This window comes from Parapedobacter lycopersici, from assembly GCF_040395035.1.
Lineage (GTDB): Bacteria > Bacteroidota > Bacteroidia > Sphingobacteriales > Sphingobacteriaceae > Parapedobacter > Parapedobacter lycopersici_A.
On the sequence record NZ_JBEBRB010000060.1, the window covers coordinates 1 to 14915 of the forward strand.

The 14915-nt window shown below is 50.6% G+C and carries 13 protein-coding genes; 3 read left to right on the plus strand and 10 right to left on the minus strand.

The features are described 5' to 3' along the window. Positions 1-193: 193 nt before the first annotated feature. Positions 194-871, minus strand: a complete 678-nt coding sequence (gene radC / locus ABWO75_RS10935) for a RadC family protein (protein WP_353185454.1) — start codon at positions 869-871, stop codon at positions 194-196. Positions 872-1023: 152 nt separating this feature from the next. Between radC and ABWO75_RS10940 the strand changes: the two genes are divergently transcribed. Then, positions 1024-1461, plus strand: coding sequence for a peptidylprolyl isomerase (locus tag ABWO75_RS10940; protein ID WP_353185456.1), 438 nt, complete (start codon positions 1024-1026; stop codon positions 1459-1461). Positions 1462-1466: 5 nt separating this feature from the next. Further along, the gene (locus tag ABWO75_RS10945) at positions 1467-1886 is read left to right on the plus strand and encodes a DUF5606 family protein (RefSeq protein WP_353185458.1); all 420 of its coding nucleotides are present in this window, start codon (positions 1467-1469) and stop codon (positions 1884-1886) included. 68 nt (positions 1887-1954) lie between these two features. Here the strand turns inward: ABWO75_RS10945 and ABWO75_RS10950 are convergent, their stop codons facing one another. Both ABWO75_RS10950 and rlmH read right to left on the minus strand, forming a co-directional pair. Next, positions 1955-2077, minus strand: coding sequence for a hypothetical protein (locus ABWO75_RS10950; protein WP_353185460.1), 123 nt, complete (start codon positions 2075-2077; stop codon positions 1955-1957). 96 nt (positions 2078-2173) lie between these two features. Then, entirely contained in the window at positions 2174-2647 is a 474-nt protein-coding gene (gene rlmH / locus ABWO75_RS10955) for a 23S rRNA (pseudouridine(1915)-N(3))-methyltransferase RlmH (protein ID WP_353185478.1), read from the minus strand. Positions 2648-2759: 112 nt separating this feature from the next. Here rlmH and ABWO75_RS10960 point away from each other — a divergent pair, with 112 nt between their 5' ends. After that, a complete protein-coding gene (locus tag ABWO75_RS10960; RefSeq protein ID WP_353185462.1) occupies positions 2760-3656 on the plus strand; it encodes a DUF3078 domain-containing protein in 897 nt (298 codons plus the stop codon). A 65-nt stretch (positions 3657-3721) separates the two neighbouring features. Here ABWO75_RS10960 and ABWO75_RS10965 read toward each other — a convergent pair whose 3' ends face one another. The 7 genes from ABWO75_RS10965 to ABWO75_RS10995 all read right to left on the minus strand — a co-directional run bounded on the left by ABWO75_RS10965 (position 3722) and on the right by ABWO75_RS10995 (position 14901). Continuing rightward, a complete protein-coding gene (locus tag ABWO75_RS10965) occupies positions 3722-4972 on the minus strand; it encodes an amidohydrolase/deacetylase family metallohydrolase (protein WP_353185464.1) in 1251 nt (416 codons plus the stop codon). Between the two features lie 19 nt (positions 4973-4991). Then, positions 4992-6329, minus strand: coding sequence for an amidohydrolase/deacetylase family metallohydrolase (locus tag ABWO75_RS10970; protein ID WP_353185466.1), 1338 nt, complete (start codon positions 6327-6329; stop codon positions 4992-4994). Positions 6330-6332: 3 nt separating this feature from the next. Next, a complete protein-coding gene (locus ABWO75_RS10975; RefSeq protein WP_353185468.1) occupies positions 6333-7250 on the minus strand; it encodes an RraA family protein in 918 nt (305 codons plus the stop codon). A gap of 18 nt (positions 7251-7268) precedes the next feature. After that, a complete protein-coding gene (locus tag ABWO75_RS10980; RefSeq protein ID WP_353185470.1) occupies positions 7269-8501 on the minus strand; it encodes an aminotransferase class V-fold PLP-dependent enzyme in 1233 nt (410 codons plus the stop codon). Positions 8502-8607: 106 nt separating this feature from the next. Next, positions 8608-10179 (minus strand): SusD/RagB family nutrient-binding outer membrane lipoprotein, encoded by a 1572-nt coding sequence (locus tag ABWO75_RS10985; protein WP_353185472.1) that lies wholly within the window; start codon positions 10177-10179, stop codon positions 8608-8610. 36 nt (positions 10180-10215) lie between these two features. Further along, positions 10216-13395: a SusC/RagA family TonB-linked outer membrane protein gene (locus tag ABWO75_RS10990; RefSeq protein WP_353185474.1), complete on the minus strand. Its 3180-nt coding sequence runs from the start codon at positions 13393-13395 to the stop codon at positions 10216-10218. A gap of 267 nt (positions 13396-13662) precedes the next feature. Beyond that, the gene (locus ABWO75_RS10995) at positions 13663-14901 is read right to left on the minus strand and encodes an aminotransferase class V-fold PLP-dependent enzyme (RefSeq protein ID WP_353185476.1); all 1239 of its coding nucleotides are present in this window, start codon (positions 14899-14901) and stop codon (positions 13663-13665) included. Positions 14902-14915 lie beyond the last annotated feature (14 nt).

Here is a 14915-nt window from a genome sequence, read left to right on the forward strand (position 1 = left end):
TCGGTGCTCCGTTGACTGCGCTTCGGGATTTTCCCGAAGGAGTACCGACCAATATCCAACCAAGTGCCGACGGAGCACCGAACCAGCTCCGAAGCCAACCCCTAGCCGTCTCTAAGTCAACCCGCACACCGGTGCCGGTCATAGTCCAACAATGCGGGAGATAACGGAAGTAAGATCGGGAGTATACAAAGGCTCAAAGCATTCCCTCATCACGCAGGCTGCTATATTCCCTATTGGTCAGAATAAGATGATCATTAACTACCAGGTCCAGTAATGTAGCGGCATCCCGGAGCTTGTGCGTTACCTGAATATCAGGTAGACTAGCCCGGATCGATCCGGAAGGATGATTATGTACCAGTGTGATGCTGGTCGCCCTGCATTCAATCGCCATTCGCAATATCCGCTTAATATCAACCGGCGTAAAATCATTCCCACCGCTGCCTATCTGCTGCTTGCTGATTAACCTGCATTGCCTGTTTAAGAAAAGTGCCCAGCATTCTTCATGAGTAAGGTCATCAAAAAGATGCCTGATGTGATCGTATACCCGCTTACTATTATTAAGCAAAGGGCGCACGGCTTCTTTCTGGCCTTTCCTCCGGCGTCCCAGTTCGAGTGCGGCAACGATAGCAATTGCTTTTGCCTGGCCGATCCCGCGGTAACGACACAATTCGGCGACCGATAGACGCGACAGTACATTTAAATCCTGGGAATTATCATTGAGGATACGCCGGCACAGGTCTACTGCCGATTCATTCCGGGTTCCACTGCCAATCAGAATGGCCATGAGTTCCGCATCGGTAAGGGTCCGCCTGCCCTGCCCCAGGAGCTTCTCTCGGGGGCGGTCGGCCTCGGACCAGGTTTTGATAGTCATGTGAGTTAGGTTGTTCATCACGGTAAGGTTTGGTTTTCGGTTGATTCAAATATACCATTTAGAGCCGGCATTGCAAAATACCGGAAAGCGGGGGTCAACGGCTGAAAGCTGATTTCAAATCCCTATCTTTGCGACCTATTAACCATATAGCAATGAGCAAAGCAATTATCAAGACGGAAAAAGGAGATCTCACAGTGCAATTCTACGATGCAGACGCACCGGGCACTGTAGCTAATTTTTTGAAACTGGCCAAGTCCGGTTATTATGACGGCGTGACTTTTCACCGCGTGATCCCCGATTTTGTGATCCAGGGTGGCGATCCGACAGGAACCGGTGCTGGCGGACCGGGCTATTCCATTAACTGCGAGCTGGATGGTGGAAACCAGTATCACGATCGTGGTGTGCTTTCGATGGCTCACCGTGGACGGGACACCGGTGGTTCCCAGTTTTTTATCTGCCACAGCCGCACGAATACCGCACACCTTGACGGCAATCACACCTGTTTCGGCAAAGTGGTGGAAAACGTAGACGTGATAGACGACATCCGTCAGGGCGACAAGATATTGGGGATCGAAATCATTGAAGAATAAGCATCATGAATCTAAGAGCATTGGTATCTGTCGCGGGTAAACCCGGACTTTTTAAGCTGGTTGGCCAAAACAAATCCGGATTTATACTGGAGACGCTTGACGAACAGAAAATAAAATCCGTCGTTAACCTTTCCTCGGCAAAAATGGCCACATTGGAGGACATTACCATTTACGGCGACGATGAAGAACTAAAATTGATTGATATCCTCGAACGCATTAAAGAACGTGGTGATGTTCCATCCGCTAAGTCGGACAGTAACACACTGCGCGAATTCTTCAGAGAAGTAGCACCGGACCACGACGAACAACGGGTCTATACGTCCGATATCAAGAAAATTATCAACTGGTATCTCATCATCAGGGAACTCCCTCTTTTCCATGAGGAAGCCGTTTCCGACAGTAGCCCCGAGCAGGCCGCTGAATAAGAAAACCACGTCATTGCGGATGGATAGTCCGCAATGACGTTCCTTCCAATCATTAAAACACCTTCATGCTAAAGCAAGAAAATAATGGCCGCCACAATGGCAAGTCCGATGACGACCATCAGCCAAAATAGCCTACTCTCATTCGAGGTATCCGCCCCTTTATAATGGTAATCTCTCTTCGGAAGCTTCATAGTTACAATACAATTAGGTTCTGATAATGTTTGGATGCTAAAGATAGGCTTTTTTCACAAGTTCGTGCCCTTTTCTTTCCTCCGGCACCAAATACCTCATTCATGATGATACGGTTCCCCTTTTAGAATCGTGAATGCCCGATACAGCTGTTCAGTAAAAAAAAGCCGTACCATCTGGTGTGAAAAAGTCATTTTTGATAGTGAAATCCGCTCGTTGGCCCGACGGTAGACCGCTTCATCGAATCCATAGGGCCCGCCTACCAGAAACAACACGTGCTGCACACTGCCTACCATGAGCTTATTAAGGTATGCAGCGAAATCTGCCGAACGGAATTCGCGGCCACGTTCATCCAGCAGCACAACATGGTCTGCGGGCGAAACCTGCTTTAAGAGCAGACCGCCTTCGGCAGATTTCTGCTGATCGGTACTCAGGTGTTTACTATTTTTGAGGTCGGGTATAACTACCTCATTGAAATTGACATAATGCCTTAGCCTTAACCGGAATTTCTCCACACCTTCACGGAGGTACGGTTCATCTGTCTTTCCGATGCAAATCAGCGTTACTTTCATCATACAAATCAACGGAAAATTATCGCTGCACAAAAGAGGATATGCATTTTGGCACTTGTTTTGCGCGTTTCCGGTCGTTTATTTTTTCACAAATCTTCTAAACGCACTACCTATGAAAAAATTGTTATCCTTAACCGGGCTCGGCCTTTGTCTGTCTTTTGCCGCAGTTGCACAGGAAAGCGCACAGGATACCACGTGGCGCATCTCCGGAGAGAACACGCTGCTGCTGAACCAAAGCTCATTTTCCAACTGGGCTGCAGGCGGTATTAACTCGTTTGCAGCTAATTTGATTTTCAACTATGACTTCAACTACAAAAAGGGATTGTGGAGCTGGGACAATAAAGCCATTGCCGCTTATGGGCTAACGCGGCAGAAGGCGACCGGCTGGCGCAAAAATGACGACCGTATTGTGCTCAACAGTTTACTGGGCTATCAGGCCTCGGAGCACTGGTTGTATACCTTTTACATGAATTTTAACACGCAGTTTGCCGATGGATTTCAATACGATGACAACAATAACAGCACATTGATTTCCACCGCTTTCGCACCGGCCTACCTGAGTTTCGGCCCGGGTTTTGCCTATAAGAAGTCAGATAACTTCCGTTTTAACCTCTCACCTGCGGCTGCCCGGTTTATCTTTGTAACAAACGACGAACTCTCCAGCCAGGGTGCCTTTGGTGTTGATCCGGGAGCTACTTCCCGATTTGAATTCGGTGCCTCGTTTGACGCCTATTACAAGGCTGAGCTGATGGAAAACATCAGCGTGGAAAATATCCTCAAACTGTATTCGAATTACCTCGAAGATCCGCAGAATGTCGATGTGGATTATACGCTTAATCTTTTCATGAAGGTAAACGACTACATTACAGTTAATGCCGGTGCGCAGTTGATCTATGATGACAACACGCTGATTCCAAGACAGGAAAACGGAGTCATTGTACCTGGTTCTGAACGTCCTACGTTACAGATCCGGCAGGTATTGGGCGCTGGTATTACTTATAAGTTTTAACCGCAGGTCCATCCAAATAAAAAAGGGGCAGCTTATAAGCTGCCCCTTTTTTATTTGTGCCAACGCTATTCCGGATCCGGAATAGATATGCCGTTAAAATCATAAACAACCCGGCCTTCACGGATGGTCAGCTGGCACTCCAGTTTTTGGTTTCCCTTAATCTTATAATCTTCACGGTCCCAAAAACCAAAATCACCTTCACGGATACTCAACAATGCTACATCGGCTACAGCTCCCTTGGAAAGATGCCCGAGTTCCTCGTGGTTAATCACCTGCGCCGGCTTCCAGGTAGCGCCTTCAATAACGGAGGAAAGATCCATACCCAGCGTCAAAAATGTGGACATGACATTGAGGATGTTTTTCATCGCACCATTGAAGCTGTGGTAGTTCATATCGGTCCCCATAGTATTGGGATAAAACCCGTGCTTCATCGCCTGCATGGCATAATTGATATCAAAACTTGCACCACCGAAGCCCACGTCGAAGATGACGCCCCGTTGCTGTGCTTTGAAAGCAAAAGGTTTCACGTTGCCTTCCTGATCCACTACAGCTTCCCTGCCGCCCGGACTTACAGGCGAACCAACGGCCGCGTTTCCACCAAAGACGTGGGTATAAATGTCTCCGGGGCGGAATTTCTCCAGCAGCAGTTCTTCCAGTGAAAGCGCCGGCCGCGCCGAGCCAAAATCGACCATCACAGGCAGTCCACCTGCCAATTCACCCGCTTCAATAGCCCCGTCAATCGGAATCCAGTCGCGGCGGATGTAATGCGCCACCTTAAACCCAACGATATTATCCTTGTGCTTCAGTGCCATATCGGCAGCTAGCTTCGCGTTCATGTCCGCTGTATCCTGCTCATTCCCGCTGAAGCCATTACCTACAATATTCAGAAAAGCAAATACCCGCGTTGTCGATTCATCGATGATTTCCCGTTTAAAATCCGGGAAAGTACGCCAACCCGAACTGCCGGCGTCCACGGCCGTGGTAACTCCGCTGCGGAGGGTCAGCACATCAGGTGCGGGGTCCCCCCGTCCCGCATTCGGAAAGAAGTGGCCATGCATATCAATCAGCCCGGGCGTTACGTACATGCCCCGGGCATCTATTACCTTACTGTCCGGAGCCGGTTCAATCTGCTTGGCTACGTTTTCGATTTTACCGTCCCGGATAGCCACATCCATCACTTCATTGATGTTATTCTTCGGATCGATAACGTGTCCGCCCTTGATCAGTATGCTGGATGGTTGGTTACGGCGCTGTCCTAGCGTGAGTCCGGGTAGCAGCAGCAATACCAGCCCGAGCATTAAAAGTGTTCTTTGCATGAATTTAGTGTATTTAGCGTTAATTGGATATGTATTTTGCATTAATCGGATCTACCCGGCCATTCAAATTGTACACGATATGGCCGCCTCGGAGCGTCATTTCAGTAAACAGCCGCTGCCTACCCGCAATCTTTCCGTCCCTTGCCCAAAAACCAAAGTCTCCCTCCACAAGCCGGAACAGTGCGATATCTGCTACTGCACCTACCGACAGGTTTCCAAGCTCGCTGCGGTTGATTTCCTGTGCCGGATGCCACGTGCTGGCCGCAATGACCGCCTCCAGCGGCATGCCCATAGCCATAAAAAGCGACATGATGTTCGGCATGTCCTTCATGGCATTGTTCATGCTTTCTACGTGGATGTCTGTACTGATGGAATTTGGGTAAAATCCGCCCGCGATAGCCGGTGTACCCTGGGCAAACAGGAAACTTGCCCCGCCGAAACCTACGTCGAATACCACTCCCCTTTTCTGCGCCTCCAATACGTATAGCTTCACTTTATTGGTGGTCACATCCACAATGGATTCCCGCCCGTCCGGACTGGTGCTGCTGTTTCCACCAAAACAATGGGTATATATGTCGCCGGGACGGAATTTCTCCAAAAACAGGGTTTCCAATGGCAAATATGGCTTTGCTGACCCGAAATCTACCATAATCGGAATATCCGCCAGTCTACCTGCCGCAAGCGCCCGGTCTGTTGGTGTCCAGTCGTGTCCGCTGAAATGCGCCAGCTTAATGCCTACAATCAGGTCGTCATGTGTCCGGGCCACTTTGGCCGTTGAGTCGGGGTCCATGTCGGTGATATTTTGTTCGTACCGGCTTCCGCGCATCCCTTCACCTACAATATTAAGCATCGCCAGTACCCGTGTCTGTGAGCGTTCGATGGTCTGCTCCCTGAACAACGGAAACGTCCTCCAGCCCGAACCGCCCGCATCCACCACAGTGGTTACCCCCGATCGGAAAGTGAAACCGTCCGGCGGAAGCCCTCTCGGCCCATTCATCTGCCGTTCTCCGTCGTGTCCCCAGAAGTTGTGGGAATGAATATCCACTAAGCCGGGAACCACATACAGCCCCTTTGCATCGACAACCTGAACGGCAAGCCCCGGGTCAATGTTTTCGGCTATCATCGCGATCCGTCCCTCCTGATCCGGCGAAAGCGCCTGACCCCACGCAAGTGGCTGCATATCAAGCGCAGGCGCAATGGCGATGTCCATCACGGCATTGATTCCGTTTTTCGGATCGATCACATGGCCGCCCTTGATGACAATCTGGTAAGGCTTCGCTGAAGCCGATACCTGTGCCCGGACCGCCGATGTCGCCCCTGCCAGTACGCTAAGCAATATGGCTAAATACCTAACCATTTATTATTGAGTAATACCATGCGCTTTCATAAACTCGTCAAGGTCCTTTTGCAGTTCCGGACTCAACCGCCCATAAATTTCAGCCGATTTGTATTTGCCGGTATCAAATTGCTTTTTCGACCATGCATCACGGACACGCTTTATTTTTACGGAAGTAATAATTTCTTCAACCAACTGCGGAGGAATGAACAGCAGCCCATCCTGATCGCCCAGCACCACGTCACCCGGCATTACCGTCGCCCCGCCGATCCGGATCGGCACGTTAACACCTGTAATCATCGAGTTTCTCAATGATTCCGGGTGCGTACCCCGATAGTAACCCGGCATACCCGTCTTTTCAATGGCTTCCACAAAAAACAATCCGCCGTCAATCACAATTCCCGTACCTGTTGTTTTCTGAATATAATAAGCCAGTTTATCACCTACAAACGTTCCCTCCTCCACCTTTCCATAAAGATCAACCACAGCCACGTCTCCCGATTCCAGCATATCGATCGTTGTCTGATTTCTCAGCCGGCTCAATCCGTTAGCTGCCGCGTCCTGCTGGGTCACTTCGTTCAAATCGGCACGTGTGGGCATAAACTGCACAGTAAATGCCCGCCCAACTAACCTTTTCCCCGGCTGAAGCACCTTCCAATCACCCTCAAACTGATTGGGGAATCCCTTGTCCCGCAATAACGCATACACCTCCACCACAGCGATTTCCATATTCCGTATCGTATCCAGTAGGGCATCCGGTACACGTGGTCGACCATCATTAAGACGGTCAAAAGGGTTGTGGGGGGTATAGTGCGCCATTTCTTCCGGCGACAACTGATAAATCTGGGCGGTTGCCTCGACAGTTGGGGAACCTAAAGCCAGTACCAGGCACAGCGTGCCCGGTACTAGCGATTTCACCCATTTCTTTTGTTGTGTATTCATGGGATTTGTGTGTAATAGTTAAGCTTTTTGCAGGGCGCTTTCCAGCACTTCCTTCACCCGTTGGGCGACAATGGCAACCTGGTCATCGCGGAGCAATGTCACGCCCACGCTGAGCGAGTTACCCTGGCCACGGATAATAATCGCCGGTTTCCCGGCTTCCAGCTGTTTACTCACCTCATCGCCGGTGATCTTCACCCGTTTTTCATCCCATGTCAGTTGCAGGCCGGGCATTACATTTGCCGGTCCCTCAGGTACGGTTGTTTCCCCTTTTACCGTCGGGATCGTTTCCAGCTGGTTCTGGATGTAGGTAATCCGGTCGAGCCACAGCTGCCATTCTTTCTTATGATCTCTTGCCAGGTATGATTTCAATGCCGCATACATGCCAAAGATCTCTTCCTTGTTCACCTTCATCGGGCGGCCAATCGGACTTTCATGCGGACTGTTATTCTGTTTTGCGGCCTCTATCAGGTCTTTCCTTCCAAAAAGCAGTCCGGCACTCTGCGGCCCACGGATCATTTTTCCTCCGGAGAATGTCACCAGGTCAAATCCCATTTTCTGGTATTTAAACAGGTTTTCAACGGGCGGAACGTCTGCGGCAGCGTCAACGAAAGATGGGATGTTGTGCCGTTTACAAATGGCAACAAATTCTTCGTGTTTGATCGCGTCTTCACCGCCGTACCACGAAATTGCGCCATTAAAGAACAGTGCCATAACCGTGTTTTCATTGATGGCCCGTTCCATCTCCTCGGCGTTCTCTACCTCAACGATTTTGGCCCCTGTCATGATTATAGTCTGGTCAAAAGCATAACGATGCTTTTTTTGCATGATGACTTCCCGCTGCGGGCCTTCGAGCTGCGGAAGCATTTTTATTTTCTTGCGGTCCATGCCTGTAATACATGCGGCCGTACCCAGTACCAGCGCACCTGCTGCTCCGGAGGTAACCATAGCGGCTTCACATTTCAGCATCTCCGCTATCTTCGCCCCCACTTTATCCTGCAGTTCGTACATATTGGCAAAATCAGACGCCGTCGAATTAATGGCGGCCATCACCTCGGGCAGCATCAATGAGCCGGACAAGAATGTCATTGTGGCGCTTGCATTGATGTACGGGGTAACCCCGAGTTCTTCGAACAGGTTTGGTACGCCGTTCGCTTCAGCCGGTGCACTGAACGGCTTCATGATGGATTTTGCTTCAACCGTGCCTACCAGGGGTAAAAGACTTAAACTTTTAAGAACATCTCTACGTTTCATTATACGAATTATTAATTATGAGTTAGTTAAATAGTTGGTATTCAATTTTTAATTCCCCTGCGGCCATGGAAGCTTAATCGCATCGTTGCGTTACTTGGTCTTTTTGCTATTCTTTATCCCACCAAACGCTCGTAAGCATCAGATCAGGTCCCTGCGCAGCAATAGCAGCCTCGTAATTCTCGGTGTTCAAGGTTTTTTCTTCGACCAAATATACCAAACGCCGGGGAATAACGCCACCTGTTTCATTGCCCGGGTAATTCGTTGGTATCAGTTTCGGGTAGTCGGTTCGCCGCCAATTGGCGTAGACTTCCAGATTATTGGGAAAAACAGCTACCCAGAACTGCGTGTGGATCTGTTCCATCTGCTCGTCAAATGTGCCATTCTCCGGATACGGATTGGCGGCAAGGTAGTCATTTGCGGCCACTAACGCCGCGTCACGGCCCATCCCATTCGGAAACAGTTCCTGTTCCCCGAGCGAACACCGGACCGCATCTTCATAATATTCCCTGGAGCTACCGGTTGTCCATCCCCGCAACGCTGCTTCGGCAAGTAATAGTTTTACTTCCGCACAGCTCTGGAAAATATCCGGTGAAGTCAGGTCCAGAAAAGTATGAATGTTCGGTTCCGAATATTCCCGCAACATATCTGAGTCCCAGTTGGGTATAATCGTCCGGATCGAATTGTTATCATACCCGCCCGGCAATCCTTTTTGGCGCTCCGGTTCGGTACTTTGAGGCAGGTTTGCCACGTTGACATTCCCCTCCCACAGCGTTACCAAAAAAGGCATTCTGGGATCATTGGTTTCCTTCAAATGGTCAATAAATGTTTTATTCATTTTTAACAGGCCCCTGCCTTCGGCAGCCGGATTTACCCCTTCAGCTCCACGGATCTGATCCGCACTCCAGTTGACCAACGACCTTGGACTGGCTTCATGGATCATCCGGGCCAGGTCATCGTTGCTTTGCATCACGCCGCCGGCTATCGCCTTTTTCACCCAGGTTTCCGCCATAGCGGCATCCACCTTTGTTAACCGCATGCCTAAACGAAGCATCATGGAATAAGCAAACCGCTTCCATTTCACCACATCACCATCATAGACAAAGTCAGCCGGACCATAGGATGGTTTTGACGGATCCAGCGCAACGGCTGCTTCATCCAGTTCCTTCAGCATATCGGCATAAATTTCCGATTGCCTGTCGTATTTCGGTTTATACACTCCGCTGATATACCCCAACCCAGCTTCAAAATACGGCACGTCTCCATACATATCCGTAACCCGGTGCATAATGTATACCTTCATGATCCGGACAATATTATACTGATTGACCATTTCAGGATCATCCTGCAACAGGTGCAGCAACTGTACGGTTTCTTTCATGGTTTCGGGATAAGTAACCCGCCATAAACGACCGTTATAGTTATCACTGAACAGGTACTTGTCGCCCGCCCATTGAACGGCATTAAGCGACGTGTAATATTGCATAAAACACCCGGCCTCTTTGTTATTGTGCTGCGGTGCACTCACTCCGGCAGCCCGCAATGCCACCGATGAAAACAGGCTGTTAATCACCGGTTCGGTATATGCATTGGGGTTTTTATTCAGTTCTTCGAAATTGCTATCGCATCCCGCAAGCAGTGTTACGGCCAAAAATGCAATTTTAATTGATATATGTTTCATTTTTCTGAGTTTCATGACTAAATGTTATCTAAAATTTTACAGACGGACAGCCAGGTTAAATCCAAAATTCCGTGTGGGTGGAACGCCGAACATCTCCAGCCCATACGTACCTCCGGTTGTGCCATAGGTGGCTTCCGGGTCTACGTTAGCTACGTTGCTATAGAGTAACCACAGGTTACGTGCAACAAAAGAAATAGCAACCGACTGAAACGGGGTTTTCGTGAGCAGCGATTGCGGCAGGGAGTACCCAAATACCAACTGTCGGACTTTCACAAAGCTCGCATCCGCGATAAACTGGTCGGTAAGGGAAAAGGCGATGCCCTGAAAGTAATTCTGCGCGGGAATCACCGCATTGTAGGGCTGCCCGTCCTGGTCGACCCCGGCAACCGATACACCGCTTTCCCGGACACCATCGGCTACTGTCCGTTTATCCAGTCCGTAATACGTTCCATATGCGTTGGTAGAAACATACATCATGGAGCCAAACTTGCCATCGAGCAGCACATCGAGGGAAAAGTTTTTATACGTAAGCGTATTGGACAATCCCATTGTCCAGGGCGGAACACCCCGTCCCAGCGCTTCAAATTCGCCCTGTAGCGGGATCCCGTTGGCACTGTTATACATGATGTTGCCCTGTTCATCCCGTCTGGCCCTGAAACCGGAAACCATCCCGTAAGGGCTTCCTTCATAATGGTTGATCCGGGCGTTGTCAGTACGGGCCGCTCCCCCGGTCAGGCTGGTCAGGCCATCCGCTATTTTCACCACCGTATTTTGGTTATAAGCCATGTTATAGCTGACATCCCACCTGAATCCGGCAGTTGACTGTACCGGCGTCCCCGTTAACAGCAATTCAACTCCCTGGTTACGCATTTCACCCACATTCAGGCTTACGTTACTATATCCCGACGTGCTTGGCACCGAGGCACGTACGATATCATCCGTAGTGACCTTTCGGTACAGCGTGATATCCGCGCCAAGCCGGTTGTTCAGGGCCCGTACTTCCAGGCCCGCCTCGGTCGTTGTCGACGTGTATGGGCGCAATGCGTTCGGAATGGTATTGCCGCTGATCCGCATCAGGGGCTGTCCCGCCAGGTTTTCCTGCCCGGTGGAGTAAGTCAGGTCCAGCCCGTAGGGGCTTGGCGCATCCCCGCCGACCTGCGCCCATGATGCCCTGATTTTTCCATAACTCAGCCACGACGGCTTTGCATCCCAGATATCCGAGAAGATAAAACTCAATCCTGCGGAAGGATAGAACAGGCTGTTGCTTTCCGGAGATAATGTCGAAAACCAGTCCTGTCGGCCCGTCAGTGACAAGTATAGGTAGTCCTTAAACCCGATATCCACCGAGCCGAACAATGAGTTTATCGCTGAAGCACCAAAACCGTCCGAAAACGTTTGGCTGCTGCCATTGCTGATAAAATACTGGAACGGTACATTCAGGTTACCGCTTGACAACCCGCCGAAAGCATTTTGGTTATACATTTTATTGCCCCCGGCAATCGCATTGACGGAGAAACTCCCGAACGATTTATCAAACCCGAGAATGCCCTCGATATTGGTTTCATAGGTGGTATTCCGGTCGGTACTATAATTACCGAAAAGATTTGTTAGCCGCCCCGTCGGGCCGATTTCCCATCCGGCAATATTAAAATAGTCGATTCCTACCCGTGCCCGCGCATAAAGAAATTCGGCCATGTTATAACGGACGTTAAAAGTGCCTATGAACCGGCGACGCTCGTCCTCATTCTTCACCTTATTTACTGCGAAATAAGGATTGGTGACAAAAATATAATCGTTCCAGGGCACCTCGTATCCCCGCTCATCATACCCCGGATCCAACGTACGCACATCAATGCTGGTTGCCATCAATCCCACGGAAGAATTCGGATTATCGGTAAAATCGGCAATGGAAGTCCGGTTCTTTGCCGTTTCAATATTATATTGGGCGCGCCCTTCGAATAATATTTTGTCCGATAAATTGGCGTTCACACTCAGGTTGAATGCATTTCGCTCCATAGCCGATTTTGGCACAATACCCGCATCATGCATATTTGACGCAGAAAAACGGAACTGTGCGATTTCGTTACCCCCGCTAAGTGACAGGGTATTGGAGAGATTCAGGCCATTGTCGTAAAAATTTCTGGCATTATCCCGCTGGGCTGAATACGGCCGATTTACCCCGTCGAACTGGATTACCGGTGAGCCATCCAACCGGGCACCCCAGGATGTCCGGCCGTTGGCAACAGCATCACCCTGGGTAACCGGCTTTTCCCCGCGGGTTCCGGAGCCGTATTCATACTGCCAATCCGGGATCACCAGCGGACTGGACACCGTGGTTGTTGAATTCAACTCAACGCCAATACCCTTTTGGATGTTTCCGGACTTGGTGGTAATCAAAATTACCCCATTTGCCGCACGGGAGCCATACAATGCCGCTGCCGTCCCGCCCTTCAACACCGAGATCGACTCGATGTCATCGGGATTGATACTGACCAGCCCGTCGCCGCCCGTTTCTGCACCCTGATGGGAATTATTAATCGGTACACCGTTGACCACATACAGGGGCTGGTTATCGCCTGCGAGCGACCCGTTTCCACGGATAATCACCCGGCTTGCCCCGCCCGGTCCGGTGGCGGTACTCGATGCGTTGACCCCGGCAATTTTGCCCGACAGCGCATTGCCCAAGTTGTTTTCCCGTGCTTTCGTAAATCCTTCCCCCCCCACCTCAGTGATGGAATAGGCCAGTACCTTTTTATCCCTGGTTATCCCCAGTGCAGTCACCACCACCTCGCTCAGCGCATTGGCATCCGCTACCAGTTGCACGTCAATGGTACTCCGGCCATTGATGGCAATTTCCTGGGAAACGTAGCCGACGTAGCTGAATATAAGTGTCCCGCTGCCGTCAGCGGCTGCCAGTGCATAACGGCCCTCCGCGTCCGTGGTTGTTCCGGTGTTTGTTCCCTCCAATCGTACGCTGACACCCGCAAGCGGCTCACCGTCAGTTCCGGTTACCCGGCCCCCGATATCGACCGCATTATGGACAATTACATCAACCACGCGCGGTTCGTCGTGATACGCATAATTCGGATCGGGGTTGTCGGCACTGGCCGGCGTAAACGACATCATCATCCAGGCCGTCATCCCGATGGCGGCCAGATTAGGGAATTGCTGAGGCCAGGCATGTCGCCTCAGCAAGATACAAGCATGTAACTTCATTCTTTTGATTTTACTGGTTAATAAGTAAGTTAGTTCGCAGGCGAAAGCGGTTCGCCTGCATGATGGAAACACGAATGGCATTTGGTATGATTAGCTGCTTTCGGCAGCTCGCGACCATGAACGTTAAGACGGTTAATAATAAGTCTGGGGGTATATGGGAGGATTAGCCGGACCGGTCGCCTCCACCCGGCAGTGGTGCAGGTATAACAAAAAAGCGTGCACGGGTTGATTCCGTGCACGCTTCGGCAGCAAGAAAATATCAGTTGTTTATGCCCGTAATGCTTCCGTCAGGATCTCCTTTACCCGTTGAGCGACAATATCCACCTGATCGGGACGGAGTAGTACAACGCCCACATTCAACGTATCACCGCGACCGCCGGCAAGAATGGCGGGCGTTCCGGTCTTCAGCTTTTCGCTGACCTCCTCCGGGGTGATAGCTACCCGGTTCCGGTCCCACTGCACCTGCAGCCTCGGGTAGGCATTGGCGGGGCCCGGAGCGACACTGGTTGCTCCTTTTACCGTAGGAATGGTTTCCAGCTGTCCCCGGATGGTTTCAATCCGATCCAGCCAGCTTTGCCATTCTTTTTCATGGTCACGTGCGAGGTAAGATTTCAATGCAGCATACATACCGAAAATCTCCTCTTTATTAACTTTCATCGGCCGGCCGATGGGGCTTTCGTAAGGACTGTGATTCAGCTTAGCAGCTTCGATTAAATCCTTTCTTCCGAATAAGAGCCCGGTACTTTGCGGGCCGCGGATCATTTTTCCTCCTGAAAATGTAATCAGGTCAAACCCGATTTTCTGGAATTTAAACAGATTATCTACCGGCGGCACATCCGCGGCAGCATCAATAAATGTGGGAATACCGTGTTTCTTTGCTACAGCCACGAATTCCTCGTGAGTGATCGTGGTATGGTATTCGGGTGAAGGTGCATTGTTCTTATAAAAGGCCATCACCGTACGTTCATTGATAGCGGCTTCCATCTCCGCTGCTCCCTCTACCTCAACCAGCCTGGCGCCACAGGTCCGGACAATCTGATCGAACCGGTTGCGGTGCCCTTTCTGGATTATTACCTCCCGTTTCGGTCCCGGTACATCCGGCAGCGCACTAATCAATTCCGGATCACTTCCCGTGATGCATGCCGCGGTACCCAGCAGGATTCCACCAGCCGCTCCCGATGTTACCATAGCGCCCCCACAGCCCAGCATTTCCGCGATTTTCGCGCCCGCTTTATCCTGCAGCTCGTGCATATTAGCAAAGTCGTGAGAGGTGGAATTAATGGCTTCCATTACCTCAGGCATCATGAGCGATCCTGAAATCACCGTTATGGTACCGCCGGCATTGATGTAGCGCGTAACCCCAAGCTCGTCAAACAGGTCGGCCGGCCGGAACGCCGGTGCATCCGTAATCGTCGACTTTTGTTCCTTCGGGCTAGCCGGGTGGCCATTATAGCTACCAATTAAAGGTAATAAACTCAGGCCTTTGATCACATCTCTGCGTTTCATAATTTATCAGATTT

Coding starts and splice junctions, on each gene's coding strand:
- ABWO75_RS10995 (WP_353185476.1), bottom strand. CDS start 14,901: ATGAAACGCAGAGATGTGATCAAAGGCCTGAGTTTATTACCTTTAATT.
- ABWO75_RS10940 (WP_353185456.1), top strand. CDS start 1,024: ATGAGCAAAGCAATTATCAAGACGGAAAAAGGAGATCTCACAGTGCAA.
- ABWO75_RS10975 (WP_353185468.1), bottom strand. CDS start 7,250: ATGAATACACAACAAAAGAAATGGGTGAAATCGCTAGTACCGGGCACG.
- ABWO75_RS10980 (WP_353185470.1), bottom strand. CDS start 8,501: ATGAAACGTAGAGATGTTCTTAAAAGTTTAAGTCTTTTACCCCTGGTA.
- ABWO75_RS10960 (WP_353185462.1), top strand. CDS start 2,760: ATGAAAAAATTGTTATCCTTAACCGGGCTCGGCCTTTGTCTGTCTTTT.
- ABWO75_RS10945 (WP_353185458.1), top strand. CDS start 1,467: ATGAATCTAAGAGCATTGGTATCTGTCGCGGGTAAACCCGGACTTTTT.
- radC (WP_353185454.1), bottom strand. CDS start 871: ATGACTATCAAAACCTGGTCCGAGGCCGACCGCCCCCGAGAGAAGCTC.
- ABWO75_RS10950 (WP_353185460.1), bottom strand. CDS start 2,077: ATGAAGCTTCCGAAGAGAGATTACCATTATAAAGGGGCGGATACCTCG.
- rlmH (WP_353185478.1), bottom strand. CDS start 2,647: ATGAAAGTAACGCTGATTTGCATCGGAAAGACAGATGAACCGTACCTC.
- ABWO75_RS10965 (WP_353185464.1), bottom strand. CDS start 4,972: ATGCAAAGAACACTTTTAATGCTCGGGCTGGTATTGCTGCTGCTACCC.
- ABWO75_RS10970 (WP_353185466.1), bottom strand. CDS start 6,329: ATGGTTAGGTATTTAGCCATATTGCTTAGCGTACTGGCAGGGGCGACA.
- ABWO75_RS10985 (WP_353185472.1), bottom strand. CDS start 10,179: ATGAAACATATATCAATTAAAATTGCATTTTTGGCCGTAACACTGCTT.
- ABWO75_RS10990 (WP_353185474.1), bottom strand. CDS start 13,395: ATGAAGTTACATGCTTGTATCTTGCTGAGGCGACATGCCTGGCCTCAG.